Origin of the sequence: Streptomyces aurantiogriseus (genome assembly GCF_014649375.1) — a bacterium.
Classification (GTDB): domain Bacteria; phylum Actinomycetota; class Actinomycetes; order Streptomycetales; family Streptomycetaceae; genus Streptomyces; species Streptomyces aurantiogriseus.
Genome location: NZ_BMSX01000001.1, coordinates 696,711 through 716,721 on the forward strand (window position 1 = coordinate 696,711; position 20,011 = coordinate 716,721).

A 20,011-nucleotide genomic window follows, 5' to 3' on the forward strand; every position below is an offset into this window, starting at 1 on the left:
AAGATCGGGGCCTTGGCTGTGGCTGGGGCCGGGGTCGAACCGGCGCCTTCCGCTTTTCAGGCGGACGCTCCTACCAGTTGAGCTGCCCGGCGGTGAGGTTTTCAGGTGAGACCTCAGCGGTCCTGACGGGATTTGCTGTACCCGATTGCGGCTGCGCCGCGGGCGCGGCCTCCACCTTGGCAGGGTGGCGAGTGGCGCGCGGCGCTGGTGCGGTGCGATTTTGGTGAGACGGGCCGGGCAACGTCGAGAGCCCCGTCCAAGTGGACGGGGCTCTCGGGCTGTGGCTGGGGCCGGGGTCGAACCGGCGACCTTCCGCTTTTCAGGCGGACGCTCGTACCAACTGAGCTACCCAGCCGCGAGGTTTCACGTTAAACCTCAGCGGTCCTGACGGGATTTGAACCCGCGGCCTCCACCTTGACAGGGTGGCGAGCACTCCAAACTGCTCCACAGGACCAAGCGTTGTGTACGACAGTGTCGCACACGGTGTTGCGTGCCCCCAACGGGATTCGAACCCGTGCTACCGCCTTGAAAGGGCGGCGTCCTAGGCCGCTAGACGATGAGGGCTATCGGCCCGCCTGGGCGCTTCTCAGCGCGTCGGGGACGTGAGAAGCATATGGGATGGCGGGAGGGATCGCCAAAACGGTTTACGGAGCGGTGCCGGAGGGGGCCGGGGACGGGGTCGTCGGGGCAGGGGACGAGGGTGTGGGGGACTGGGTGGGGGAAGAGGTCGGCGACGGGGTGGCGCCGGGTTGGTTTTCCTTGGGGAGGTGACGGCTGACCTCGGCTGTTGTCAGGCCCAGGCCGCCCAGTTTGATCGCGTCCCAGGCCTGGAGGCGGCGGGTGTCGCGGTCGAAGTAGAGGATCGACGCCTCGATGGGGTCGGGGTACTTGCCTTCGACGGCGCGCAGGCCGCTGCCGCCCGTGGAGCCCTCGATACGCAGCCGGGTTCCCTTCGGCAGGACCTCCATCTCGTTGTGGTGCAGGTGCCCCGCCAGCACCAGCGGCACCTCGCCGTCCGTCTCGCGGGCGGCGGAGGGCTCATGGGCGATGGCCACGTCGACGGGCTTGCCCGCGGCCCGCTCGGCGCGCAGGGCGGCCGCGAGGCGGGCGCCGGCCGCTTCCTGCAGACCCTCGGCGGCCGGGACGGAGGAGCGGTCGGGGGTGAACTGGGGGTCGCCGATGCCGGCGAAACGCAGGCCCCCGATCGTGACCGCGCGGCCGTCGTCGAGGACGTGGACGTTCTTGATGCCCTCCAGGTAGCGCTGGGTGACCGTCGAGTCGTGGTTGCCGCGGACCCAGACGTAGGGCGCGCCGAGGTCGGCGATGGGGTCGAGGAAGCCGTTCTCCGCCGCCGTCCCGTGGTCCATGGTGTCGCCGGAGTCGACGATGACGTTGACCTTGTACTGCTCGACCAGCGAGGCGATGATCTTCCAGCTCGCCGGGTTGAGATGGATGTCCGAGACGTGCAGGACACGGACGGTGGTGGGGTCGGGCTGGTAGGCGGGGAGGGTGGAGGTGACGTCGTAGAGCTTGGTCACGTTGGTGACCAGGCGGGCCAGTTCCTGCTGGTAGACGTCGAACTCGGTGACGATGCTGCGGGCGTTGCCGACCAGGGAGGGGGCCGAGGAGAGCAGGCCCGAGAAACGGGGTTCGAGGACGGACTTGGGGTTCCAGGTGGCGTAGGCGGTGGCGCCGGACGCGGCGAGGAGGGCGAGGGCCAGGCCGCCGGCGGCGAGGGCGCGGCGGGGGCGCCGGTAGACGGCGAGGCCGAGGGCGGTGGCGCCGGAGACGACAGCGACGCAGGAGCGGACGGCGAGGTCGAGGGTGCCGTGCTCGACGTCGCGGGCGACCTCGTCCTGGAGGCCGGAGAGGCGTTCGGGGTGGTCGACGAGGGCCTGGGCGCGGGCGGGGTCGAGTTGGTCGACGTTGACGTCCAGGCGGACGGGGGCGTGGTGGCTGTCGAGGTGGAGGGCGCCCAGCGGGGAGACGTTGATCTTGGTGCCGCCGGTGGCGGAGGGGCGCAGGGTCATCGTCGTGTCCATGGGCCCGACGGGGGTGCGGACGTTCCCGACGATCAACAGGCCGAGCCACGCGCCCAGGAGGACGACCGCGGTGAGGCCGAGGGCGCGCGCCCAGGGGCGGGGCTGGGCGGCGAGTTCGGGGGTGGTGGGGCGGGGGTGGCGGGTCTTCCGTTTCCGGTTCATGGGGTTCAGGGCTGCGACGGGGACGCGGGCGCGGGCCATTGGTCCCGTATGCCCAAGTGCGCGCCCGGACATGCGGGCGTACCCCCCGTCGGCCGGGTCGTGCCGGAGAATGGGCCTGTGCTGGAGATGACGCGCGAGGAGTTCGAGGAACTGGTCGCCGAGGCGCTGGACCGGATCCCGCCGGAGCTGACGCGGCTGATGGACAACGTCGCGGTGTTCGTCGAGGACGAGCCCCCGGCGGACGATCCCGAGCTGCTCGGGCTGTACGAGGGGACTCCGCTGACCGATCGCGGCGAGTGGTACGCGGGTGTGCTGCCGGACCGGATCACGATCTACCGGGGGCCGACCCTGCGGATGTGCGAGACGCGGGAGGAGGTCGTCGAGGAGACCGAGGTGACGGTGGTGCACGAGATCGCGCATCACTTCGGGATCGACGACGCCCGGCTGCACGCGCTCGGGTACGGCTGAGCCGTCACGTCGCGGGGCGCGTGTCCTCTTGCGGGCGGCGGGAGTTGGGGAGGTTGACTCCTGCGTCTGCCCCCCGGAGGTGGCCCCGTGCGCCCCTTGTACCTTCCCGTTCGCCTGGCCGCCACGGTCATGGCCGTCGCCGCGGCCGCCGGTTGCATGAGCGTGGGGGACGGGGAGGGGGGCCAGGTCAAGCCGTCGCACTCGGCGGGGCAGCCGGGTGGTGAGGCGCCGGACGGCGGACCCGGCGGGTCCGCCGGCGGGCACGGGTACGGGGCGGCGGGCGGCGACGACAAGCGCGGGCACGGCAAGGGCGGAAAGAAGGGCAAGGCGGACGACTCCGCATCTCCCGCTTCGGCCTCGCCGTCGGCGGGCGTGAGCGCCTCGGCCTCGGCGGGGGTGAAGCCGGGCAAGAGCGAGAAGCCGAAGGATCCGAAGCCGCCGAAGGAGGAGCCGACGCCCACGCGCTCCGCCGACCCCGAGCCGCCGCCGTCACCGGAGCCCCCGCCGTCGCCCTCGCCGGAGCCGACGGTCGCGGAGCCGTCGTCGTCGGCGCCCGGGGAGCCGGCGCCCCAACTGGTGGAGCGGGAGCCGGCACCGGAGGCCGGGTCGCCGGCGTAGGGGTGTGACGTACGTCTACCGGGCTCGGTTTGCCTTCGGGGGTGGAGGGTGCGTATGGTGGTAGATCGTTTGATCCCATTTGCCCGGCGCCAACGCAGAGCGCGCCGTGTGGCGCGTACTCTCCCTTGCCGTGGCGGACCGCATAGAGGCGGTCGTATTGCGAATCACGGAGTTGACGGGCGCGTGCCGACGAGACTCCGGAAGGTTTCGCATACGCATGTCCATTTCCAGTACTGATCACGTCGTCGTGCCCGAGAACGTCGAGAACATCGACAACGACGAGGCGACCAGCACCCCCGAGGTCACCTTCGAGGACCTCGGTCTCCCCGAGGGCGTCGTGCGCAAGCTCGCGCAGAACGGCGTGACCACCCCCTTCCCGATCCAGGCGGCGACCATCCCGGACGCCCTGGCCGGCAAGGACATCCTCGGCCGCGGCCGCACCGGCTCCGGCAAGACCCTCTCCTTCGGTCTGCCGACCCTGGCCCGTCTGTCCGGCGGCCGTACCGAGAAGCACAAGCCGCGCGCCGTCATCCTCACCCCGACCCGTGAGCTCGCGATGCAGGTCGCGGACGCGCTGCAGCCGTACGGCGACCAGCTCGGCCTGAAGATGAAGGTCGTCTGCGGCGGTACGTCCATGGGCAACCAGATCTACGCCCTGGAGCGCGGTGTCGACGTGCTCGTCGCCACCCCGGGCCGGCTGCGCGACATCATCAACCGCGGCGCCTGCTCCCTGGAGGACGTCGAGGTCGCCGTCCTCGACGAGGCCGACCAGATGTCCGACCTGGGCTTCCTGCCCGAGGTGACCGAGCTGCTGGACCAGGTGCCGGCGGGCGGTCAGCGGATGCTCTTCTCCGCGACGATGGAGAACGAGATCAAGACCCTCGTCGACCGGTACCTGAACGACCCGGTCTCGCACGAGGTGGACGCCGCCCAGGGCGCGGTGACGACCATGTCGCACCACATCCTGATCGTGAAGCCGAAGGACAAGGCGCCGGTGACGGCTGCCATCGCTTCCCGCAAGGGCCGCACCATCATCTTCGTCCGCACCCAGCTGGGCGCCGACCGTGTCGCCGAGCAGCTGCGCGAGGCGGGTGTGAAGGCCGACGCGCTGCACGGCGGCATGACGCAGGGCGCGCGGACGCGGACGCTGGCCGACTTCAAGGACGGGTACGTCAACGTCCTCGTCGCCACCGACGTCGCCGCCCGCGGCATCCACGTCGACGGCATCGACCTGGTCCTGAACGTGGACCCGGCCGGCGACCACAAGGACTACCTGCACCGCGCCGGCCGTACGGCGCGCGCCGGTCGTACGGGCACGGTCGTCTCCCTGTCGCTGCCGCACCAGCGGCGTCAGATCTTCCGTCTGATGGAGGACGCCGGCGTCGACGCCGGGCGGCACATCATCCAGGGCGGCGCGGCCTTCGACCCGGAGGTCGCCGAGATCACCGGCGCCCGCTCGATGACCGAGGTCCAGGCCGAGTCCGCGGGCAACGCCGCGCAGCAGGCCGAGCGTGAGGTCGCCCACCTCACCAAGCAGCTGGAGCGTGCGCAGCGCCGCGCGGCCGAGCTGCGCGAGGAGGCCGACCGGCTGGTCGCCCGGGTCGCCCGCGAGCGGGGCGAGGACCCGGAGGCGGCGGTGGCCGAGGCGCAGGCGTCGGCCGAGGCCCAGGCGTCGGCTGTCGAGACCGTCGGGACCGTCGAGGCTCCGGCCGTGGCCGAGGTCTCCCTGCCGGAGCAGCGGGCCCCGCGGGACACCGACCGGGGCGAGCGCGGCGGGCGGTCGTTCGAGCGGGACCGTGACGACCGTGGTGGCCGTTCGTTCGAGCGGCGGGACGACCGGGGTGGCTTCCGCCGGGACGAGCGGGGTGACCGCGGTGACCGCGGCGGCTTCAACCGTGACCGTGACCGGGACCGTGGGTTCAACCGGGACCGGGACGACCGTGGCGGCCGTGGCTTCGAGCGGCGCGACGACCGTCGTCCGTTCAACCGGGACGACCGGGGTGGGCGCGGCTTCGAGCGGCGTGACGACCGGGGCGGCCGGTCCTTCGAGCGGCGCGACGAGCGTCGTCCGTTCGACCGTGACCGCGACCGTGGCTTCGGCCGGGACCGTGACGACCGTGGCGGCCGTTCGTTCGAGCGCCGCGACGACCGGGGTGGCTTCCGCCGGGACGACCGCGGCGGCCACCGTGCCGGCGACCGTCCGTTCAACCGCGACCGCCGCGACGACCGCCCGGGCTTCCGCACCGGCGGCCACGACCGCCCGTACGGCCGCCGCGACGACCACCGCCGTGACGACCACCGCCGTGACGACCACCGCGGCGGCGGCTCCTTCGGGCGCCGCGAGGACAAGCCGCGCTGGAAGCGCAACGGCTGACCGCAACGGTCCAGGTGAGTGAACGCCGTGGCCCCCACCGACTCTCCGGTGGGGGCCACGGCGTTTTCCGTGCCCGCGCTGTCCGAAACCCCTTTCTCCGGGGCTGTGGAACGGCTGTAGGATCAGCCGACTTGTGAGACGGATGTGACGGCCGGGGGGCCGAGGGCGCCGGAGTGGTGTCCAGCCCGTCTCCGCGTTCCCGGGGAGGGACCCTCTTGGCTCGCCATGGCCTCGTACGTCTGCGTCTTGTCGCCGCTTCCGCCGTGTTGGCGGCGGGTCTGAGTCCGTTGTTGCCGTCGAGCGCGGTGGCGGACGGGGCGGTGGAGACGGTGGTGCCGGCGGCGTTGCGCGACACGTACACCTCGGGTGCGCTCTACGGCGGGCTCACGAACTACGGACAGGACGGTGCCGGCGCCCAGGGTGTCTTCCACACCCTGGAGGGTTCCGGGCTCGTATGGACGCGGTACGCGGACGGCATGTCCGTGAAGGTGGTGTACCCGACGGGGACCATCGGCTACGGGACGACCGGCGGCGACGTCTTCTGGCACCGCTTCGCGGGCGGCCGGGTCGATCTGTGGAACGCGGCCGACGGCACGACGCACACCGTTCGGATACCCGAGGGCCTGTCCATGCTCACCGCCTACGACGACCTGGTGGTCGCGTCCCGCGCGGTGCAGGACGAGAGCGGGACATCCCGGCGGGAGGTGCACCTGCTGTTCCCGGAGGCCGACGGCAGCACGCGTGACGTGCTGGTCACGGGGGTGCCTGAGGGGGTGACCCTCGGGTTCCCCAGGGGCGGGGACGCCGACGGCCTGCTGTTCCACGCCGGGCAGCCGAGCGGGCCGTACCTGTCCGTCATGGTCGATCGGAGGACCGGACAGGTCACGGGCTGGACCGAGCCGGTATCGACGGCGTATCTCAAGGCAAGTGTCACCAGCGATTACGTGGTCTGGTTCACGGGAAGCCAGAAGGCCGCGCTTGTGTACTCCCGCTCCGACCTGTCCGCCCCGCCGGTCTCGGTCCCGCTCGACGGCGTCAGCGACACATCCTCGGTGGTGGACCTTGCAGTGGTCGGCGACTGGCTGGTCTACCAGACGGGTACCTCCACCAGGACGATTGCCACCCCCATCGCGGGCGGCTCCTCGGTGACGTTGCTGCCCTCTTCCAACCGGTCCCTCTCCGGTGTCTCAAACGGCACCGCCCTCGCCGTCGGCCGTACGACGTCCGCTACTGATGACTGGGGCGTTCAGCGCATCCAGCCCGGTCCCGACGGCACCCCGGTCGTCACCCAGGTCAAGGCCCTGCCCAAGCCGCCGCTAATCGTTCAGGGGCTCTCCCTGAGTCACGGGAAACTGGTCGTTGCGGACTACGACCTCAACGGCGGCAGGGAGGTCTCCGGCCGGACCGTCGCCGCGACCGGGAGCCCGACCTTCGGCGCGCGCACCACGTACAGCCGCAGGCTCGACGCCTGCGCAAGCACCGACCCTGCCTGCGCCCTCTTCCACGGCACCGACGACGGCCGGATCGCCTGGGTCTCGCACGGGACGAGCTCCGACACGATCATGGTCGACGGGCTTGGCGGCGACAACTGGTCGCGTACCAACCTGCAGAGCGGACGCCTCACGGACGTCTCCGGCCGGTTCCTGATCTACACGGGCACCACCCAGCAGTACGTCTTCCGTATCGGCGGCACCGGTATCGCGACCGTCACCCGCACCCCCGGCCCCGCCGCCCTCTCCGGCGACACCCTGTGGACCCCGGGCGCGACCCCGGGAACTCTGACGGCGTACGACCTGACCGCCAAGAAGACCACCGAGACCCTCACCACCGACGTCGGCTGCACCCCCACCGACCTCCAGGCGCTGGGCCGCTGGATCTACTGGACCTGTGACGGGCGCGCGGGCGTTTACGACCGTACGGCGCGCAAGTCCGTGCCGGTGCCGGCCGACGAGGCCGCGCTCGGCGACGGGTACGTCGTCACGCACGACAAGCAGGCCGGGAAGCTGGTCCTTACGACGGTGGACGACGGCACACCCGCCAGCCGGGTCATCGGCGATCTGCCCGACACCGGCGTCTCGCAGCGTGACGTGCGCTGGACCGTGGACGAGTCCGGGGCGAACGCGGCCTACGTCGACGCGCAGGAGCGGGTGCACTTGGTGCCCTCGGGGGTGCCACAGCAGCCGCTGCGGCAGCTGGAGCCCGCTCAGAGCGTGACCCAGACGTCTCCCGGTTACCGCACCCTCACGACGGTGCTGCTGTCGAAGCCGGCCGCGGGCTGGGTGCTGGACGTCCGCAGCAAGGCGACGGGCAAGCACGTCGGCGGCACGGACGGCGGTGCCGTGCGCGGGGCGCTGAAGGTCGACTGGGACGGCAGCGCGCTGTCCGGAGGGAGGCCCGTTCCGAACGGCTCCTACGACTGGACGCTGACCGTCAAGCCCGCCGACGGCGTCGGCGATCCGCTGGTGGTGCGGGGCACGGTCCGGATGGTGGGCGGCAGTGCCGTGTTCCACGACTACGTGGGGCCCGGGTCGAAGCCGGACGGTGTCGGCGACATGCTGACCATGCCCGCCACGGGCACCCTGACCTACCAGCAGGGCACGGGCCAGGGCACGTTCTCCGGCCAGGTCAGCGGTTCCGGCTGGCCGAGCGGCATCAAGGCGGTGCCCTTCGGGGACCTGAGCGGCGACCGCTGCAACGACGTCCTCGTCCGGCTGAGCAGCGGGGCGCTGCGCCTGTACCGGACGGGCTGCGGTGCCGCGGTGCAGCCCACGTCGCCGTACACCACGCTGGGCACCAGCGGCTGGACCCAGTTCGACGTCATGACCTCGCCGGGCGATGTGACCAAGGACGGCCTGCCCGACCTGATCGCCCGCAACCCCTCGACCGGCAAGGTGTACCTGTACAAGGGCACGGCCACCGGCAAGCTGTCCGCGCCCGTGAAGCTCTACGACGACTGGAAGACGTACAAGAAGATCGTCGGTGTAGGTGACCTCAACGGCGACGGCATCGGCGACCTCATCGCGCAGGACAAGGCGAACAACCTGTACCGCTACCTCGGCAAGGGCAACGGCACCTTCACCGCCCGCGTGAAGCTGTTCGCCAACTGGGGCGCGTCGTACAACGCGGTCGTCGGCGTCGGGGACATCACCGGTGACGGAAAGGCCGACCTCGTCGCGCGGGACACCGCGGGTGGGCTGTACCGGCTCCCCGGCACCGGGACGGGCACGTTCGGGGCGCGGGTGAAGATCGGCGCGGGCTGGCAGAACTACAAGGGCCTTTTCTAGCCAAGTCGTGACGTGTGTCACGCCCCCGGCGAGGGAATTGCTGGGGGCATGACAGATGACGCCAAAGCGAGTGGGCTGTCTGACGAGGAACGGCTGGCCCAGCTCGGTTACACGCAGGTTCTCGCCCGCCGCATGTCGGCGTTCTCCAACTACGCGGTCTCCTTCACGATCATCTCGGTGCTCTCGGGATGTCTGACGCTGTATCTGTTCGGCATGAACACCGGTGGCCCGGCGGTGATCACCTGGGGCTGGGTGGCCGTCGGGCTCATGACGCTGTTCGTCGGGATGTCGATGGCCGAGATCTGCTCGGCGTACCCGACGTCGGCCGGTCTGTACTTCTGGGCGCACCGGCTGGCGCCGCCCCGGAGCGCGGCCGCGTGGGCCTGGTTCACGGGGTGGTTCAACGTGCTGGGGCAGGTGGCGGTGACCGCCGGGATCGACTTCGGGGCCGCGTCCTTCCTCGGCGCGTACCTGAACCTCCAGTTCGACTTCGAGGTGACGCCCGAACGGACCATCCTGCTGTTCGCGGCGATCCTGCTGCTGCACGGCCTGCTGAACACCTTCGGCGTGCGCATCGTCGCGCTGCTGAACAGCGTGAGCGTGTGGTGGCACGTGCTGGGGGTCGCGGTCATCGTGGGTGCGCTCACCTTCGCCCCCGACAAGCACCAGTCCGCGTCCTTCGTCTTCGGCGAGTTCGTCAACAACACGGGATGGGGCAGCGGGGTGTACGTGGTGCTGCTGGGGCTGCTGATGGCCCAGTACACCTTCACCGGCTACGACGCCTCCGCCCACATGACGGAGGAGACCCACGACGCGTCGACGGCCGGCCCGAAGGGCATCGTGCGGTCCATCTGGACGTCCTGGATCGCCGGCTTCGTCCTCCTCCTCGGCTTCACCTTCGCGATCCAGTCCTACGAGGGCGCCCTCACGTCGCCGACCGGCGCGCCGCCCGCCCAGATCCTCCTCGACGCCCTCGGCGCGACCGCGGGCAAGCTGCTCCTGCTCGTCGTGATCGGCGCCCAGCTCTTCTGCGGGATGGCGTCCGTGACGGCCAACAGCCGCATGATCTACGCCTTCTCCCGTGACGGCGCCCTGCCCTTCTCGCGCGTCTGGCACACGGTCAGCCCGCGCACCCGTACGCCCGTCGCCGCGGTGTGGCTGGCGGCCGGCGGCGCGCTGCTGCTGGGCCTGCCGTACCTGATCAACGTCACGGCGTACGCGGCCGTCACCTCGATCGCGGTGATCGGCCTCTACATCGCCTACGTCATCCCCACGCTGCTGCGCCTGCGCAAGGGCGAGGCCTTCGAACGCGGGCCGTGGCACCTGGGCCGGTGGTCGCGGGCGGTGGGCGTGGTGTCGGTGACCTGGGTGGCCGTCATCACGGTCCTCTTCATGCTGCCCCAGGTCTCCCCGGTGACATGGGAGACCTTCAACTACGCCCCGGTCGCCGTCCTGGTCGTCCTCGGCTTCGCCGCTGTCTGGTGGGTGGCCTCGGCCCGGCACTGGTTCCTCAACCCGGCGCACAAGAAGACGGCGGCCCGGGAGGCGGTGACGGCCGAAACGGCGGATCCGTGACCGATCTTCGTCCTCCGGCAGGGCCGTGTCCCCGATACCCGATCGGAGACACGGCCTCGTCCGGCTATGCTCGGGGTGGCAACATCGCCTGGGCCCTTAGCTCAATTGGCAGAGCAGTGGACTTTTAATCCATTGGTTGTGGGTTCGAGTCCCACAGGGCCTACCCAGAAGCCCCAGGTCAGAGACGTGTCTGGCCTGGGGCTGAGGTGTGTTCCGGGGCGTGCGGATCATTTGCTCCGGGCCGCCGGGCGTGGCTGCCGCCGGCCTCGGCAGGGGTGCGCCCGGGAATCAGCCACGGCGTGGTCGCACCACGAGGGGCGCGGACATGGACAGGCCCACGAGGTCGGTCCACACGGCGTCACCGACTCCGTCGATGGTGGCTTTCGCGGCGCGTTCCTCGGTGGTGAGGACGCCCAGGCCGGCCCGGACGTCGTAGGGCAGGTGGTCGAAGGCCAGCCGGCGGCCGACGTAGTCCAGGACGGAGCCGGCCTGCTTGATGTCCGGGTCGTTGGTGAGACCGGAGGGCTCGAAGCGCATCCCGACGTAGTCGGCGAGCAGGACCTCCAGAGGGACACCGTGCTGGAGACCCCGGGTGAGGGTCGTGGAGAAGGCGTCCATCATCCCCGCGAGCGTGGATCCCTGCTTGGCCATGCGGACCATCACTTCGGCGACCCGCCCGTCGGGGGTGCGGGCGACGGTGAGGTACCCCTTGCCCTCGCCGACGGTGAACGACCGGGTCGTCGACTGCAGGCGCCTCGGGCGGCGCGGTACGGCGGGTCGGGGTGCCGTCCGCTCGTCGCTGGTCGCCCGCGTCGTACCGTCCCCGAACCATTCGGTCATGAACGTCCTCACTCGTCGTCGATCCGTAGTGGCGAAATCGGGCAGAGCGCACCCATGCACACAATCTGTGGGCATCAAATCTCCGATGACCACAACATGTTGGGGTTCACCATAGGGAGGGAAGGTCATCGCCACCAACCTCGGCACGCCGGGGCCGGCCCTATACGGCCTCGACGGGTAATGCTGTCGTCGATCGCGACCCTGCTGCGAGTCTTCGTCCGACCCGTCGGCACACCGAGAAGGGATCACGCCGTGCCGCACGTGCTGAACCTCTGGCGTCAACAGCTGGGAAAAGTACCCGAGTCGGTCTGGCAGGACACCGAACTCCAGGTGCTGATCCTCGCGGACAACGGGCTCACGGACCTCCCGCCCGAGATCGGACGGTTGCACCGGCTCGCCACCCTGGACCTCGGCCACAACCACCTCACCTCGGTGCCCGCCGAACTGGGCGACCTGGCCGGCCTCAGCGGCTGCCTCTACCTGCACGACAACAAGCTGTCGGAGGTCCCGGACTCGCTGGGAAACCTGACGCGGCTGCGCTACCTCAACGTCGGCGAGAACACCCTCACCGCCCTGCCCGAGACCATCGGCCGCATGACCGGCCTGATCGAACTCCGGGCCCAGCACAACCGGCTCACCACGCTGCCCGAAGGGATCGGCGCCCTCCGCGGCCTGCGCGAGCTCTGGCTGCGGGGCAACGTGCTCGACAGCCTGCCGACGTCCATGGCCGACCTCTGCGAACTGCGCCACCTGGACCTGAGGGAGAACGCCCTCGCCGAACTTCCGGAGGCGATGGCGGGCCTGCCCCGACTGCGCCAGCTCGACGTGCGAAGCAACCGCCTCACACGGCTGCCGGACTGGGTCGTCGACATGCCCGCGCTGGAGAAGCTGGACCTGCGCTGGAACGCCTGCGAACCCTCCCCGTCGTTGCTGACGGAACTGGAGCGGCGAGGGTGCGTCGTCCTCCTGTAGAGGTAGACGGAAGCTGCTGCTCAGCGGCCCCCCGCAGGCCGCCCCCGGGCGGCCAGAAGCGCGATGTCGTCCTCGCACAGGCTGTTCGTCAGATGGTCCAGGACGGTGTCGAGGAGGTGCTCGAGGGAGCCGTCCGCGGACAGGTTCAGGTTCGTGAGGGCGCGTACCGCCTCGTCGATGTCCGTGTTGCGCTGTTCCACCAGGCCGTCCGTGTAGAGGAGCAGTACGGCGCCCGGGTCGAATGCGAACGTTGTCATCTCGTAGTCGCCGAGTTCCGTGCCGATCGGGGGGCCGGCCGGGAGGGTCAGTACGTCCGTGCCGCCGTCCGGGCGGATGACAACGGGTGGCAGGTGTCCGGCGCTGGCCGCCGTACAGGTGTGGGCCTGGGGGTCGACCAGGACGAGGAGACAGGTGGCGACGCGGTCGAGGCCGATGCGTGCGGCTCGGCGGTCCGCTTCGCGGAGCATGGCGTCGACGGGGAGGCCGGCGGCGGCCACGGTGCGCAGGACGGAGCGGTACTGGCTCATGGCGACCGCGGCCTGGAAGCCGTGGCCCATCACGTCGCCCATGACCAGCAGGGTCCGGCAGTCCGGCAGGGCGATCGAGTCGTACCAGTCCCCGCCGACGAGGGCGCTGCGGCCGGAGGGCAGATAGCGGGTGGCCACCTCGACGCTGGGGTGGGGGCTGTCGGGTTCGGACAGCAGCGCACGCTGGAGTTCCAGCGCCATGGTGTGCTCGTCGGAGTACCTGCGGGCGCTGTCGATGGAGGAGGCGGCGCGTGCGGCGACGCCCTGGGCGGTGAGGACGTCGTCCTCGGTGAAGGGGGTCGACGTGCCGGCCCGCATGAGGATCACGACGCCGACGCAGCGGCCGGCGGTGGGCAGCGGGACCATCAGCACCGAATGGACGCCGGCCGCGCGGATGATCTTTGCGCGGTCGGGGATCAGGGTCATCTTCTGGAGCAGCTCGTCGCTGGCCATGTTGCTCAACCACGGCCGTCCGCTGTCGATGCAGCGCCGGGTGGTCGAGCCCCGTGGCAGGTCCAGATAGGGTTCCGGGCCGCCCAGGCCGCGCAGATGCCACTGCAGCTCCGGCGGCGCCGAGAGCTTCATCTTCCGTAGGCGCAGCATTCCCGGTGCCGGCGCGGGCGCGCCCAGGGACTCCTCCTCGACGATGGCCACGGCGGCGACGTCGGCCAGGGACGGGGCGAGGAAGTCGGCGAGTTCGGCGCAGGTGGCCTCTACGTCGAGGGTGGTTCCGACCCGGGTGGCGGCGGCGTCCAGCAGGGCGAGCCGCTGGTGGGCGTTCTCGAGGTCGTCGAGGTACTGGCGCAGGTTGCTGGCCTCCACGCAGATCCCGCACACCCCGATGACCCGTCCGTGTGACTCCAGCCGGTGGAACACCGCGCGCCAGAGCCGGCGGCCCACGCGTGACGGGATGCGGGTGGTGCCCGTCAGCGTCACCTCGCGGGGCTGCCCGTCCGCCAGCACCTCGATCAGGATGTCGTCGGGGCTGTGGATGTCCGGCAGCACCTCGCCGAGCTTCTTGCCGAGGAAGGCGGCGGCGGGCACGCCGGTGACGTGTACCCAGGCCGGGTTGACGTAGAGGTAGCGCAGGTACTCGTCGAGGATGATGACCGGAGCGGCCGTGCCCTCGACGATCCGGCGCAGAAATCCGCACTCGCAGGCCCTCTCCGTCCCGTCGACCAGGAGGTCCGGCAGCGTCATCCGCAGGCCTTCGACCTGATCCTGGGGGAGCAGCCACGACGGCGGGAGTTGTTCAGCGTTCACCTGTTTTCTCCTGCTGTCCAGGCCGCATCGATCCCTTTCCCATCGTGTGGGGTGGGGTGGCTTTGCGCATCTCAGCGGGGTGGGGCTCGGCGGGCCCTTCAGGCGTTCGCTGTCCCCAGTGAGCAGGTCCCCTGACTCGAACATATACATGTTCATTCGATCATTCCCATGGTAGAAATACCCCCATGGGTGCCGCCAACCGCCTCGACCTGACCCTCCGCCTCGTCCAAGGCGCCGAAGGCCGCGTCTCCGTGGCCGAGTTGGCCCAGCGGCTCGGGGTGTCCGAGATGACCGTGCGCAGGGATCTCGACGCGCTGGAGAAGCAGGGGCTCGTGCGGCGGGTGCACGGTGGGGCCGTCGCTGACAGGGCTCGGGAGGAGGGGGGCGGGTTCGAGGCGCGGGACGGGTGGCAGGCCGCTACCAAGGATCGGCTCGGGGCCGTCGTCGCCGGGCTGGTCGAGCCGGGGGCGCGGGTGCTGCTCGATGCCGGGACCACGACCGTGCATGTCGCCGAACACCTCGCCGCACGCGGGCCGTTGACCGTCGCCGTGCTCAGTCTGCAGGCGGCCGTACGGCTGGCCGACCGGCCCGGGATCGACCTGCTGGTCGTCGGCGGGCGGTCGCGGCCGGGGGAGCGGTCCCTGGTGGGGCCGTTGGCGCTGCGGACCGTGGAGTCGCTCGCCTTCGACGTGTTCGTGATGTCCATCGGCGGAGTGCACGCCACGCATGGCTGGTCCGAGTTCTCCCTGGACGACGCCGCAGTGAAGCAGGCGGGACTCGGCCAGGCCGGCCGCACCGTCGCCGTGGCCGACGCGACCAAGCTGGGCGTACGCGCGTTCAGTCAGGTCGCCCCGCTCGACGCCGTGGACACCTTCGTCACCGACGCCGCCGCGGCCGACCCCGTCACCCACCCCGGCGGCCCCCAGACCCTGGACGCCCTGCGTGAGGCGGGCGTCGAGACCGTGCTCGTCTGAGTCCGCCTCAGGAACCGCGCCATCCCTCGGGGGAATTGAGCCCTCCCTCAGGAACCGAGCCCGATTTCAACAACCGAGCCTCTCAAGGAGTGACTCAGTGACCCGTCCACCCCTGATGGTCCTCGTCGCCGGGCCGTACCGTTCCGGCACCGGTGACGACCCCGCCAAGCTCGCCGCGAACGTACGGGCCATGAACGAGGCCGCCCTGGCCCTCTTCCGCGCCGGGCACCTTCCCGTCACCGGTGAGGCGCTCGCGCTGCCCCTGCTGGAGACGGCCGGCAGTACCGGCCCCGACGACCCGCTCTTCGAGGAACTCTTCCACCCCGTCGCCGAACGCCTGCTCGACCGCTGCGACGCGGTCCTGCGCATCGGCGGCCCCTCGGAGGGAGCCGACCGGATGGTGGCGCGGGCGCGGGCGCAGGGCAAGGACGTGTACACCGATCTCGCCGAGTTCATCGCCGTACCGGCCGGCGGCCGCCGATGACGGAGAACACCGCCCCGGGCCGCCCGGGCATCGACCTCCCCGACGCCCGCGGCCGCACCGGACTCGACCGCCAGGGACGCGACCTCACCGGCAACCCCCGCGTCCGTATCCACGACGTGGAGGTCCTCGCCTGCGACTGGTCCGTCCTGCGTCGCACCACCTTCGACTACCAGCACAGCGACGGCCACTGGAGCCGCGAGCGGCGCGAGACGTACGACCGCGGCGACGGCGCGACGATCCTGCTCTACGACCCCGACCGGCGTACGGTCCTGCTGACCCGTCAGTTCCGGCTGCCCGCGTACGTCAACGGGCACCCCGACGGCATGCTGCTGGAGACGGCGGCCGGGCTGCTGGACGGCGACGACCCGCAGGAGGCGATCCGCCGCGAGGCCGAGGAGGAGACCGGCCGGACCGTCCACGAGGTCGAGCACGTCTTCGACGCGTACATGAGCCCCGGCTCGGTCACCGAACGCCTGAGCTTCTTCGCCGCGCCCTACGACGGGTCGGCCCCCGGTGCCGACACGGCCGGCGTCGCCGACGAGGGCGAGGACATCACCGTCGTGGAACTGCCCTTCACCGAGGCGCTCGCCCTGATCCGGAACGGCGCGATCGCCGACGCGAAGACCATCATGCTGCTTCAGTGGGCCGCGCTCGAGGGCCCCTTCGGGCACCGGTGACAACAGCCCCTTCGGGCACCAGTGACAAGCGAGGAGACGACGATGTGGCCACGGGTCGACGGCATGCGGGCGCTGGAGCTCGGCACCCCCGACGAGATGCGCGTCCGGCTCAACTCCCTTGTCCTGTCCGGGAAGAAGACGGCCACCACGGGCCTCCTCGCGGAGTACGTGGAGGAGACGGAGGGCCTGGAGTACGTCGGTGAGCGGTTGGCCCTGCTGGACGTCGAGGGCCGCCGCGTCGCCACCGTCGAGATCACCGGCGTGGAACTCACCACCTTCGCCGCGGTCACCTGGGAGCACGCGGCGGCCGAGGGCGAGGGCGACGCCGACCTCGACGAGTGGCGCACGGGCCACCGCCGCTTCTGGAGCCGCGAGGGCACCCCCGTCGAGGACGACACGCCTGTGGTGTGCCTGGCGTTCCGGGTGGTGGAGGACGCCTGAGAAAGCCTGAGGAAGCCTCAGCCGACGCTGAGCTCCGTCAGGTCCGCCAGCGGCAGCGTGTGCTGCGTCTGCAGGACCTTCGCGCGCAGGTAGCGCACGTTGTGCGGGGTGGTGAAGACGCCCGTGGGCACACGGTCGTGGACGTCGATGCCCAGCCCGCGGAGCTGGTCGGCCTTGTCGGGGTTGTTGGACAGCAGGTCCAGGGCGGTGATGCCCAGGGCACGCAGCATCTGGGCCGCGGCCGTGTAGTCCCGGTCGTCCTCCGGCAGACCGAGGGCGGCGTTGGCCTCGTAGGTGTCCAGGCCCTGGTCCTGGAGGGCGTACGCGTCGAGCTTGTTGTACAGGCCGATGCCGCGGCCCTCCTGGCGGAGGTAGAGCAGGACGCCGCCGCGGTCGGCTATGCGCTCGACGGCCTCGCGCAGCTGGGGACCGCAGTCACAACGGGCGGAGCCGAAGACGTCGCCGGTCAGGCACTCGGAGTGCAGCCGGACCAGCGGGACGGGGCCGGGGTCGCCGAGGACGACGGCCACGTGCTCCTGGCCGTCGGTCAGGCCGTGGAAGGTGACCAGCTCGGCGTCGACGGAGTAGCCGTCGGCGAAGCGCAGCGGTACCCGGACGCGGGCACGCGGGGTGGCGGCGGGGGTGTCGGGCATGCGGGTTCTCCGGGTCCAGGCGATCCTCTGCTTCAGATTTGAAGCAGATCTACGAATCGAGACCCTACCCTATGCTTTAAATTTGAAGCAACCGAATTGTGAGGGGACTCATGAGGTTGCGGCCCGGACCGCGGCCCACGGGCTGTGGCTCACGCGGTCGCCCCTCATGGGGTTCCCGAACAGGGCGACGAACGCCGGCGCCACGGGAGATCCTCGGGCACGGCCTCGCTGTCGCCCCCCTGGAGCCCCTGCGTGACCTGGGTGAAGATCTCCTCCAGCTGACCCACCTGCTCGGGGGTGAGCCGGTCGAACAGGAAGGCGCGGACCGTCTCGACATGGCCGGGCGCCGCGCGCTCCAGGACCGTCATGCCCTCGTCGGTCAGGACCGCGACGCTCCCGCGCTTGTCCCAGCGGCACTCCTCGCGCCGCAGCAGCCCGTCCTTCTCGAGGCGGGTCACCGCATACGTCAGTCTGCTGCGGGTGATCTTCAGCCGCTCCGCGAGGTCGGTCATGCGCAGCCGCCGCTCCGGCGCCTCGGAGAGGTTGGCGAGGATGGAGTAATAGAGATGAGGCATGCCGGCCTCCTGCTGGAGCTGCCGGTCGATGGTGTCCTCCAGGAGGAGGTACCCGGCGACGTACGCGCGCCAGGCGCGTTGCTCCTCGGGGGTGAGCCAGCGAGTCGTCATGTCACCAGTGTAGGTTTGTTTCAAACTTGAACCAAGACCCTGTCCGGTCAGGCACGCACCACCGCTCGACCAAGTCCCACCCGAGCAAGCCCGCCCGGCCGAGCCCGCCGCCAGACCAGCCCGCGCGAGCCCCAGTTCGCCGCAGACCAGCCCGCCGTGAACCCCAGTTCGCCGCCGACCCCAGCCCGCCGCCAGACCACGCCCGGAGAGACCGCGCCGATGCCGTACCCGTACGTCCTGCTGTCCGCCGCCGTCTCCCTCGACGGCTACCTCGACGACACCGGCCCCGACCGCCTGCTGCTCTCCAGCCCCGCCGACTTCGACCGGGTCGACGAGGTACGGGCCTCGGTCGACGCGATCCTGGTCGGCGCCGGCACCATCCGCGCCGACAACCCCCGCCTCCTGGTCAACTCGCCCGACCGCCGGGCCGCCCGTCTGGCCGCGGGCAAGCCGGAGTACCCCCTCAAGGTCACGGTCAGTGGTTCCGGCGAGCTGGACCCGGCGGCGAAGTTCTGGCACACGGGCGGCGAGAAGGTCGTGTACACGACCGACAAGGGCGCCGAACGTGCCCGCTCACTCGGCCTCGCCGCCGACGTGGTCCCCCTGGGACCCGGCCTCGACTGGCGACGGCTCCTCGAGCACCTCCACGACGTCCGGGGCGTACGGCGGCTGATGGTCGAGGGCGGCGGCACCATCCACACCCAGCTCCTGCAGGAGGGCCTCGCCGACGAACTCCAGCTCGTCCTGGCCCCCCTGTTCGTCGGCGACCCGCACGCGCCCCGGCTCTTCGGGCCGGGCGGCTACCAGGGCGGACGGCTGCGGCTCGTCGAGACGCGCCGCATCGAGGACGTCGTCCTCATGCGTTACGAGCCCACCGCCCCCGGCACCGGCTCGCTCCCCGCCGCCGCCGACCGGCACTGGCTGGCCCTCGCCTGCGAGCTGGCGGCCGACTGCCCGCCCTCGCGGACCGCGTTCAGCGTGGGCGCGGTGGTGGTGGCCGCCGACGGGACGGAGCTGGCGCGCGGCCACTCCCGGGAGGCCGGCGACCCCGTCGTCCACGCCGAGGAGGCCGCCCTCGCGAAGATCGACCCCGGCGACCCCCGCCTGGCCGCGGCCACCGTCTACACCAGCCTGGAACCCTGCACCCGCCGCTCCTCCCGCCCGGCCCCCTGCGCCCGCCTCATCCTCGACGCGGGCGTCCGCCGGGTCGTGACGGCCTGGCGGGAGCCGGACACCTTCGTCCACGAGGCCGACGGCACCGGGCTGCTGACGGCGGCGGGCGTGGACGTCGTCGTACTCCCGGACCACGAGGTGCAGGCCAAGGCGCCCAACGCCCACCTGTTGTGAGCCGCTCGGGCACCCCGCGAATCAACCGTTGTACTTCGTGTCCCACGCATGGCGTACACTGGTGTCATACCGACGCGGGGTGGAGCAGCTCGGTAGCTCGCTGGGCTCATAACCCAGAGGTCGCAGGTTCAAATCCTGTCCCCGCTACTGAAGGCCGAGGGCCGGAACCCAGATCAGGGTTCCGGCCCTCGGTGCGTTCACCCCGGATCGTCGTCCGCCATCACCGCCTGTGATCGACCAAGCGCCCTGCGCATAACAGCTGAGTCACCATCAAAACTGGTGTGACGCATGAGGCACCCCCGACCCAAGGTCAACTCGCCCGTTTTTCACCAGTCGTGGGACAAAAGTCCAGGTCAAAAATGTTGTTGATCAAGAGGAACAGCTTGGAATCCCGGCCCCGGGTCTATTAACGTTCGATAACGCAGCGCGGTCGTCCCAGCCGTCACAAGAGACGGCTCCGTGCGCACGCGCCGAATCCCGTAAGGGAACCGGGGAACCACCACCATGGGGTGAATCACGCGGAAGCCGCCGTGTAGCAACGGCCGGTATACGCGCGTAGGAGACCTTCCCGCTCCGAACCCGTCAGCTAACCCGGTAGGCGACGGAAGGAAAGGAGTACGCCCG

General features: G+C 70.9%; 16 protein-coding genes, 6 tRNA genes and 1 riboswitch. Of the genes, 13 read left to right on the forward strand and 9 right to left on the reverse strand.

The features are described from left to right. Window positions 1-19: 19 nt before the first annotated feature. From IE263_RS03300 to IE263_RS03320, 5 genes are all read right to left on the reverse strand, one after another. A tRNA-Phe gene (locus tag IE263_RS03300) sits at window positions 20-87 on the reverse strand. A gap of 194 nt (window positions 88-281) precedes the next feature. Continuing rightward, window positions 282-355: transfer RNA gene (locus IE263_RS03305), tRNA-Phe, on the reverse strand. A gap of 24 nt (window positions 356-379) precedes the next feature. After that, window positions 380-454 (reverse strand) — tRNA-Asp (locus IE263_RS03310). A gap of 37 nt (window positions 455-491) precedes the next feature. After that, a tRNA-Glu gene (locus IE263_RS03315) sits at window positions 492-564 on the reverse strand. Between the two features lie 80 nt (window positions 565-644). Continuing rightward, the gene (locus IE263_RS03320) at window positions 645-2,204 is read right to left on the reverse strand and encodes a metallophosphoesterase family protein (protein ID WP_229910772.1); all 1,560 of its coding nucleotides are present in this window, start codon (window positions 2,202-2,204) and stop codon (window positions 645-647) included. A 117-nt stretch (window positions 2,205-2,321) separates the two neighbouring features. Here IE263_RS03320 and IE263_RS03325 point away from each other — a divergent pair, with 117 nt between their 5' ends. The 6 genes from IE263_RS03325 (at window position 2,322) to IE263_RS03350 (ending at window position 10,686) form a co-directional block, all read left to right on the forward strand. After that, the gene (locus IE263_RS03325) at window positions 2,322-2,672 is read left to right on the forward strand and encodes a metallopeptidase family protein (RefSeq protein WP_003999986.1); all 351 of its coding nucleotides are present in this window, start codon (window positions 2,322-2,324) and stop codon (window positions 2,670-2,672) included. A gap of 87 nt (window positions 2,673-2,759) precedes the next feature. Beyond that, window positions 2,760-3,290, forward strand: coding sequence for a hypothetical protein (locus tag IE263_RS03330; RefSeq protein ID WP_189931915.1), 531 nt, complete (start codon window positions 2,760-2,762; stop codon window positions 3,288-3,290). 217 nt (window positions 3,291-3,507) lie between these two features. Then, entirely contained in the window at window positions 3,508-5,664 is a 2,157-nt protein-coding gene (locus IE263_RS03335) for a DEAD/DEAH box helicase (protein WP_189931917.1), read from the forward strand. A 215-nt stretch (window positions 5,665-5,879) separates the two neighbouring features. Next, window positions 5,880-8,948, forward strand: a complete 3,069-nt coding sequence (locus IE263_RS03340) for an FG-GAP repeat domain-containing protein (protein WP_189931919.1) — start codon at window positions 5,880-5,882, stop codon at window positions 8,946-8,948. 48 nt (window positions 8,949-8,996) lie between these two features. Then, window positions 8,997-10,523, forward strand: a complete 1,527-nt coding sequence (locus IE263_RS03345) for an amino acid permease (RefSeq protein ID WP_189931921.1) — start codon at window positions 8,997-8,999, stop codon at window positions 10,521-10,523. A 90-nt stretch (window positions 10,524-10,613) separates the two neighbouring features. After that, window positions 10,614-10,686 (forward strand) — tRNA-Lys (locus IE263_RS03350). 125 nt (window positions 10,687-10,811) lie between these two features. Here the strand turns inward: IE263_RS03350 and IE263_RS03355 are convergent. After that, the gene (locus tag IE263_RS03355; protein WP_189931923.1) at window positions 10,812-11,363 is read right to left on the reverse strand and encodes a TSCPD domain-containing protein; all 552 of its coding nucleotides are present in this window, start codon (window positions 11,361-11,363) and stop codon (window positions 10,812-10,814) included. Between the two features lie 252 nt (window positions 11,364-11,615). Between IE263_RS03355 and IE263_RS03360 the strand changes: the two genes are divergently transcribed. Continuing rightward, window positions 11,616-12,335 (forward strand): leucine-rich repeat domain-containing protein, encoded by a 720-nt coding sequence (locus IE263_RS03360; RefSeq protein WP_189931925.1) that lies wholly within the window; start codon window positions 11,616-11,618, stop codon window positions 12,333-12,335. 20 nt (window positions 12,336-12,355) lie between these two features. Here the strand turns inward: IE263_RS03360 and IE263_RS03365 are convergent, their stop codons facing one another. Then, window positions 12,356-14,125 (reverse strand): SpoIIE family protein phosphatase, encoded by a 1,770-nt coding sequence (locus IE263_RS03365; RefSeq protein ID WP_189931927.1) that lies wholly within the window; start codon window positions 14,123-14,125, stop codon window positions 12,356-12,358. 185 nt (window positions 14,126-14,310) lie between these two features. On the opposite strand from IE263_RS03365, the gene IE263_RS03370 reads away from it, so the two are divergent. The 4 genes from IE263_RS03370 to IE263_RS03385 all read left to right on the forward strand — a co-directional run bounded on the left by IE263_RS03370 (window position 14,311) and on the right by IE263_RS03385 (window position 16,701). Beyond that, window positions 14,311-15,099, forward strand: coding sequence for a DeoR/GlpR family DNA-binding transcription regulator (locus IE263_RS03370; protein WP_189931929.1), 789 nt, complete (start codon window positions 14,311-14,313; stop codon window positions 15,097-15,099). Between the two features lie 115 nt (window positions 15,100-15,214). Further along, window positions 15,215-15,583, forward strand: a complete 369-nt coding sequence (locus IE263_RS03375) for a TIR domain-containing protein (RefSeq protein ID WP_189932059.1) — start codon at window positions 15,215-15,217, stop codon at window positions 15,581-15,583. Beyond that, window positions 15,580-16,260 carry an NUDIX domain-containing protein gene (locus IE263_RS03380; RefSeq protein WP_189931931.1) on the forward strand — a complete coding sequence of 227 codons (681 nt, stop codon included), beginning with the start codon at window positions 15,580-15,582 and terminating at the stop codon, window positions 16,258-16,260. Before IE263_RS03375 ends, IE263_RS03380 begins: the two co-directional genes overlap by 4 nt. A gap of 42 nt (window positions 16,261-16,302) precedes the next feature. Next, the gene (locus IE263_RS03385) at window positions 16,303-16,701 is read left to right on the forward strand and encodes an ASCH domain-containing protein (protein WP_189931933.1); all 399 of its coding nucleotides are present in this window, start codon (window positions 16,303-16,305) and stop codon (window positions 16,699-16,701) included. 17 nt (window positions 16,702-16,718) lie between these two features. On the opposite strand, the gene IE263_RS03390 is transcribed toward IE263_RS03385, so the two are convergent. Then, window positions 16,719-17,354 (reverse strand): GTP cyclohydrolase II, encoded by a 636-nt coding sequence (locus tag IE263_RS03390; RefSeq protein WP_189931935.1) that lies wholly within the window; start codon window positions 17,352-17,354, stop codon window positions 16,719-16,721. A 164-nt stretch (window positions 17,355-17,518) separates the two neighbouring features. Beyond that, window positions 17,519-18,040 carry a MarR family winged helix-turn-helix transcriptional regulator gene (locus IE263_RS03395; RefSeq protein WP_189931938.1) on the reverse strand — a complete coding sequence of 174 codons (522 nt, stop codon included), beginning with the start codon at window positions 18,038-18,040 and terminating at the stop codon, window positions 17,519-17,521. Between the two features lie 219 nt (window positions 18,041-18,259). On the opposite strand from IE263_RS03395, the gene IE263_RS03400 reads away from it, so the two are divergent. Further along, window positions 18,260-19,387 (forward strand): dihydrofolate reductase family protein, encoded by a 1,128-nt coding sequence (locus IE263_RS03400; RefSeq protein ID WP_189932062.1) that lies wholly within the window; start codon window positions 18,260-18,262, stop codon window positions 19,385-19,387. 73 nt (window positions 19,388-19,460) lie between these two features. Beyond that, window positions 19,461-19,534 (forward strand) — tRNA-Met (locus tag IE263_RS03405). Between the two features lie 311 nt (window positions 19,535-19,845). Next, a riboswitch (cyclic di-AMP (ydaO/yuaA leader) is annotated at window positions 19,846-20,003 on the forward strand. Window positions 20,004-20,011: the final 8 nt, after the last annotated feature.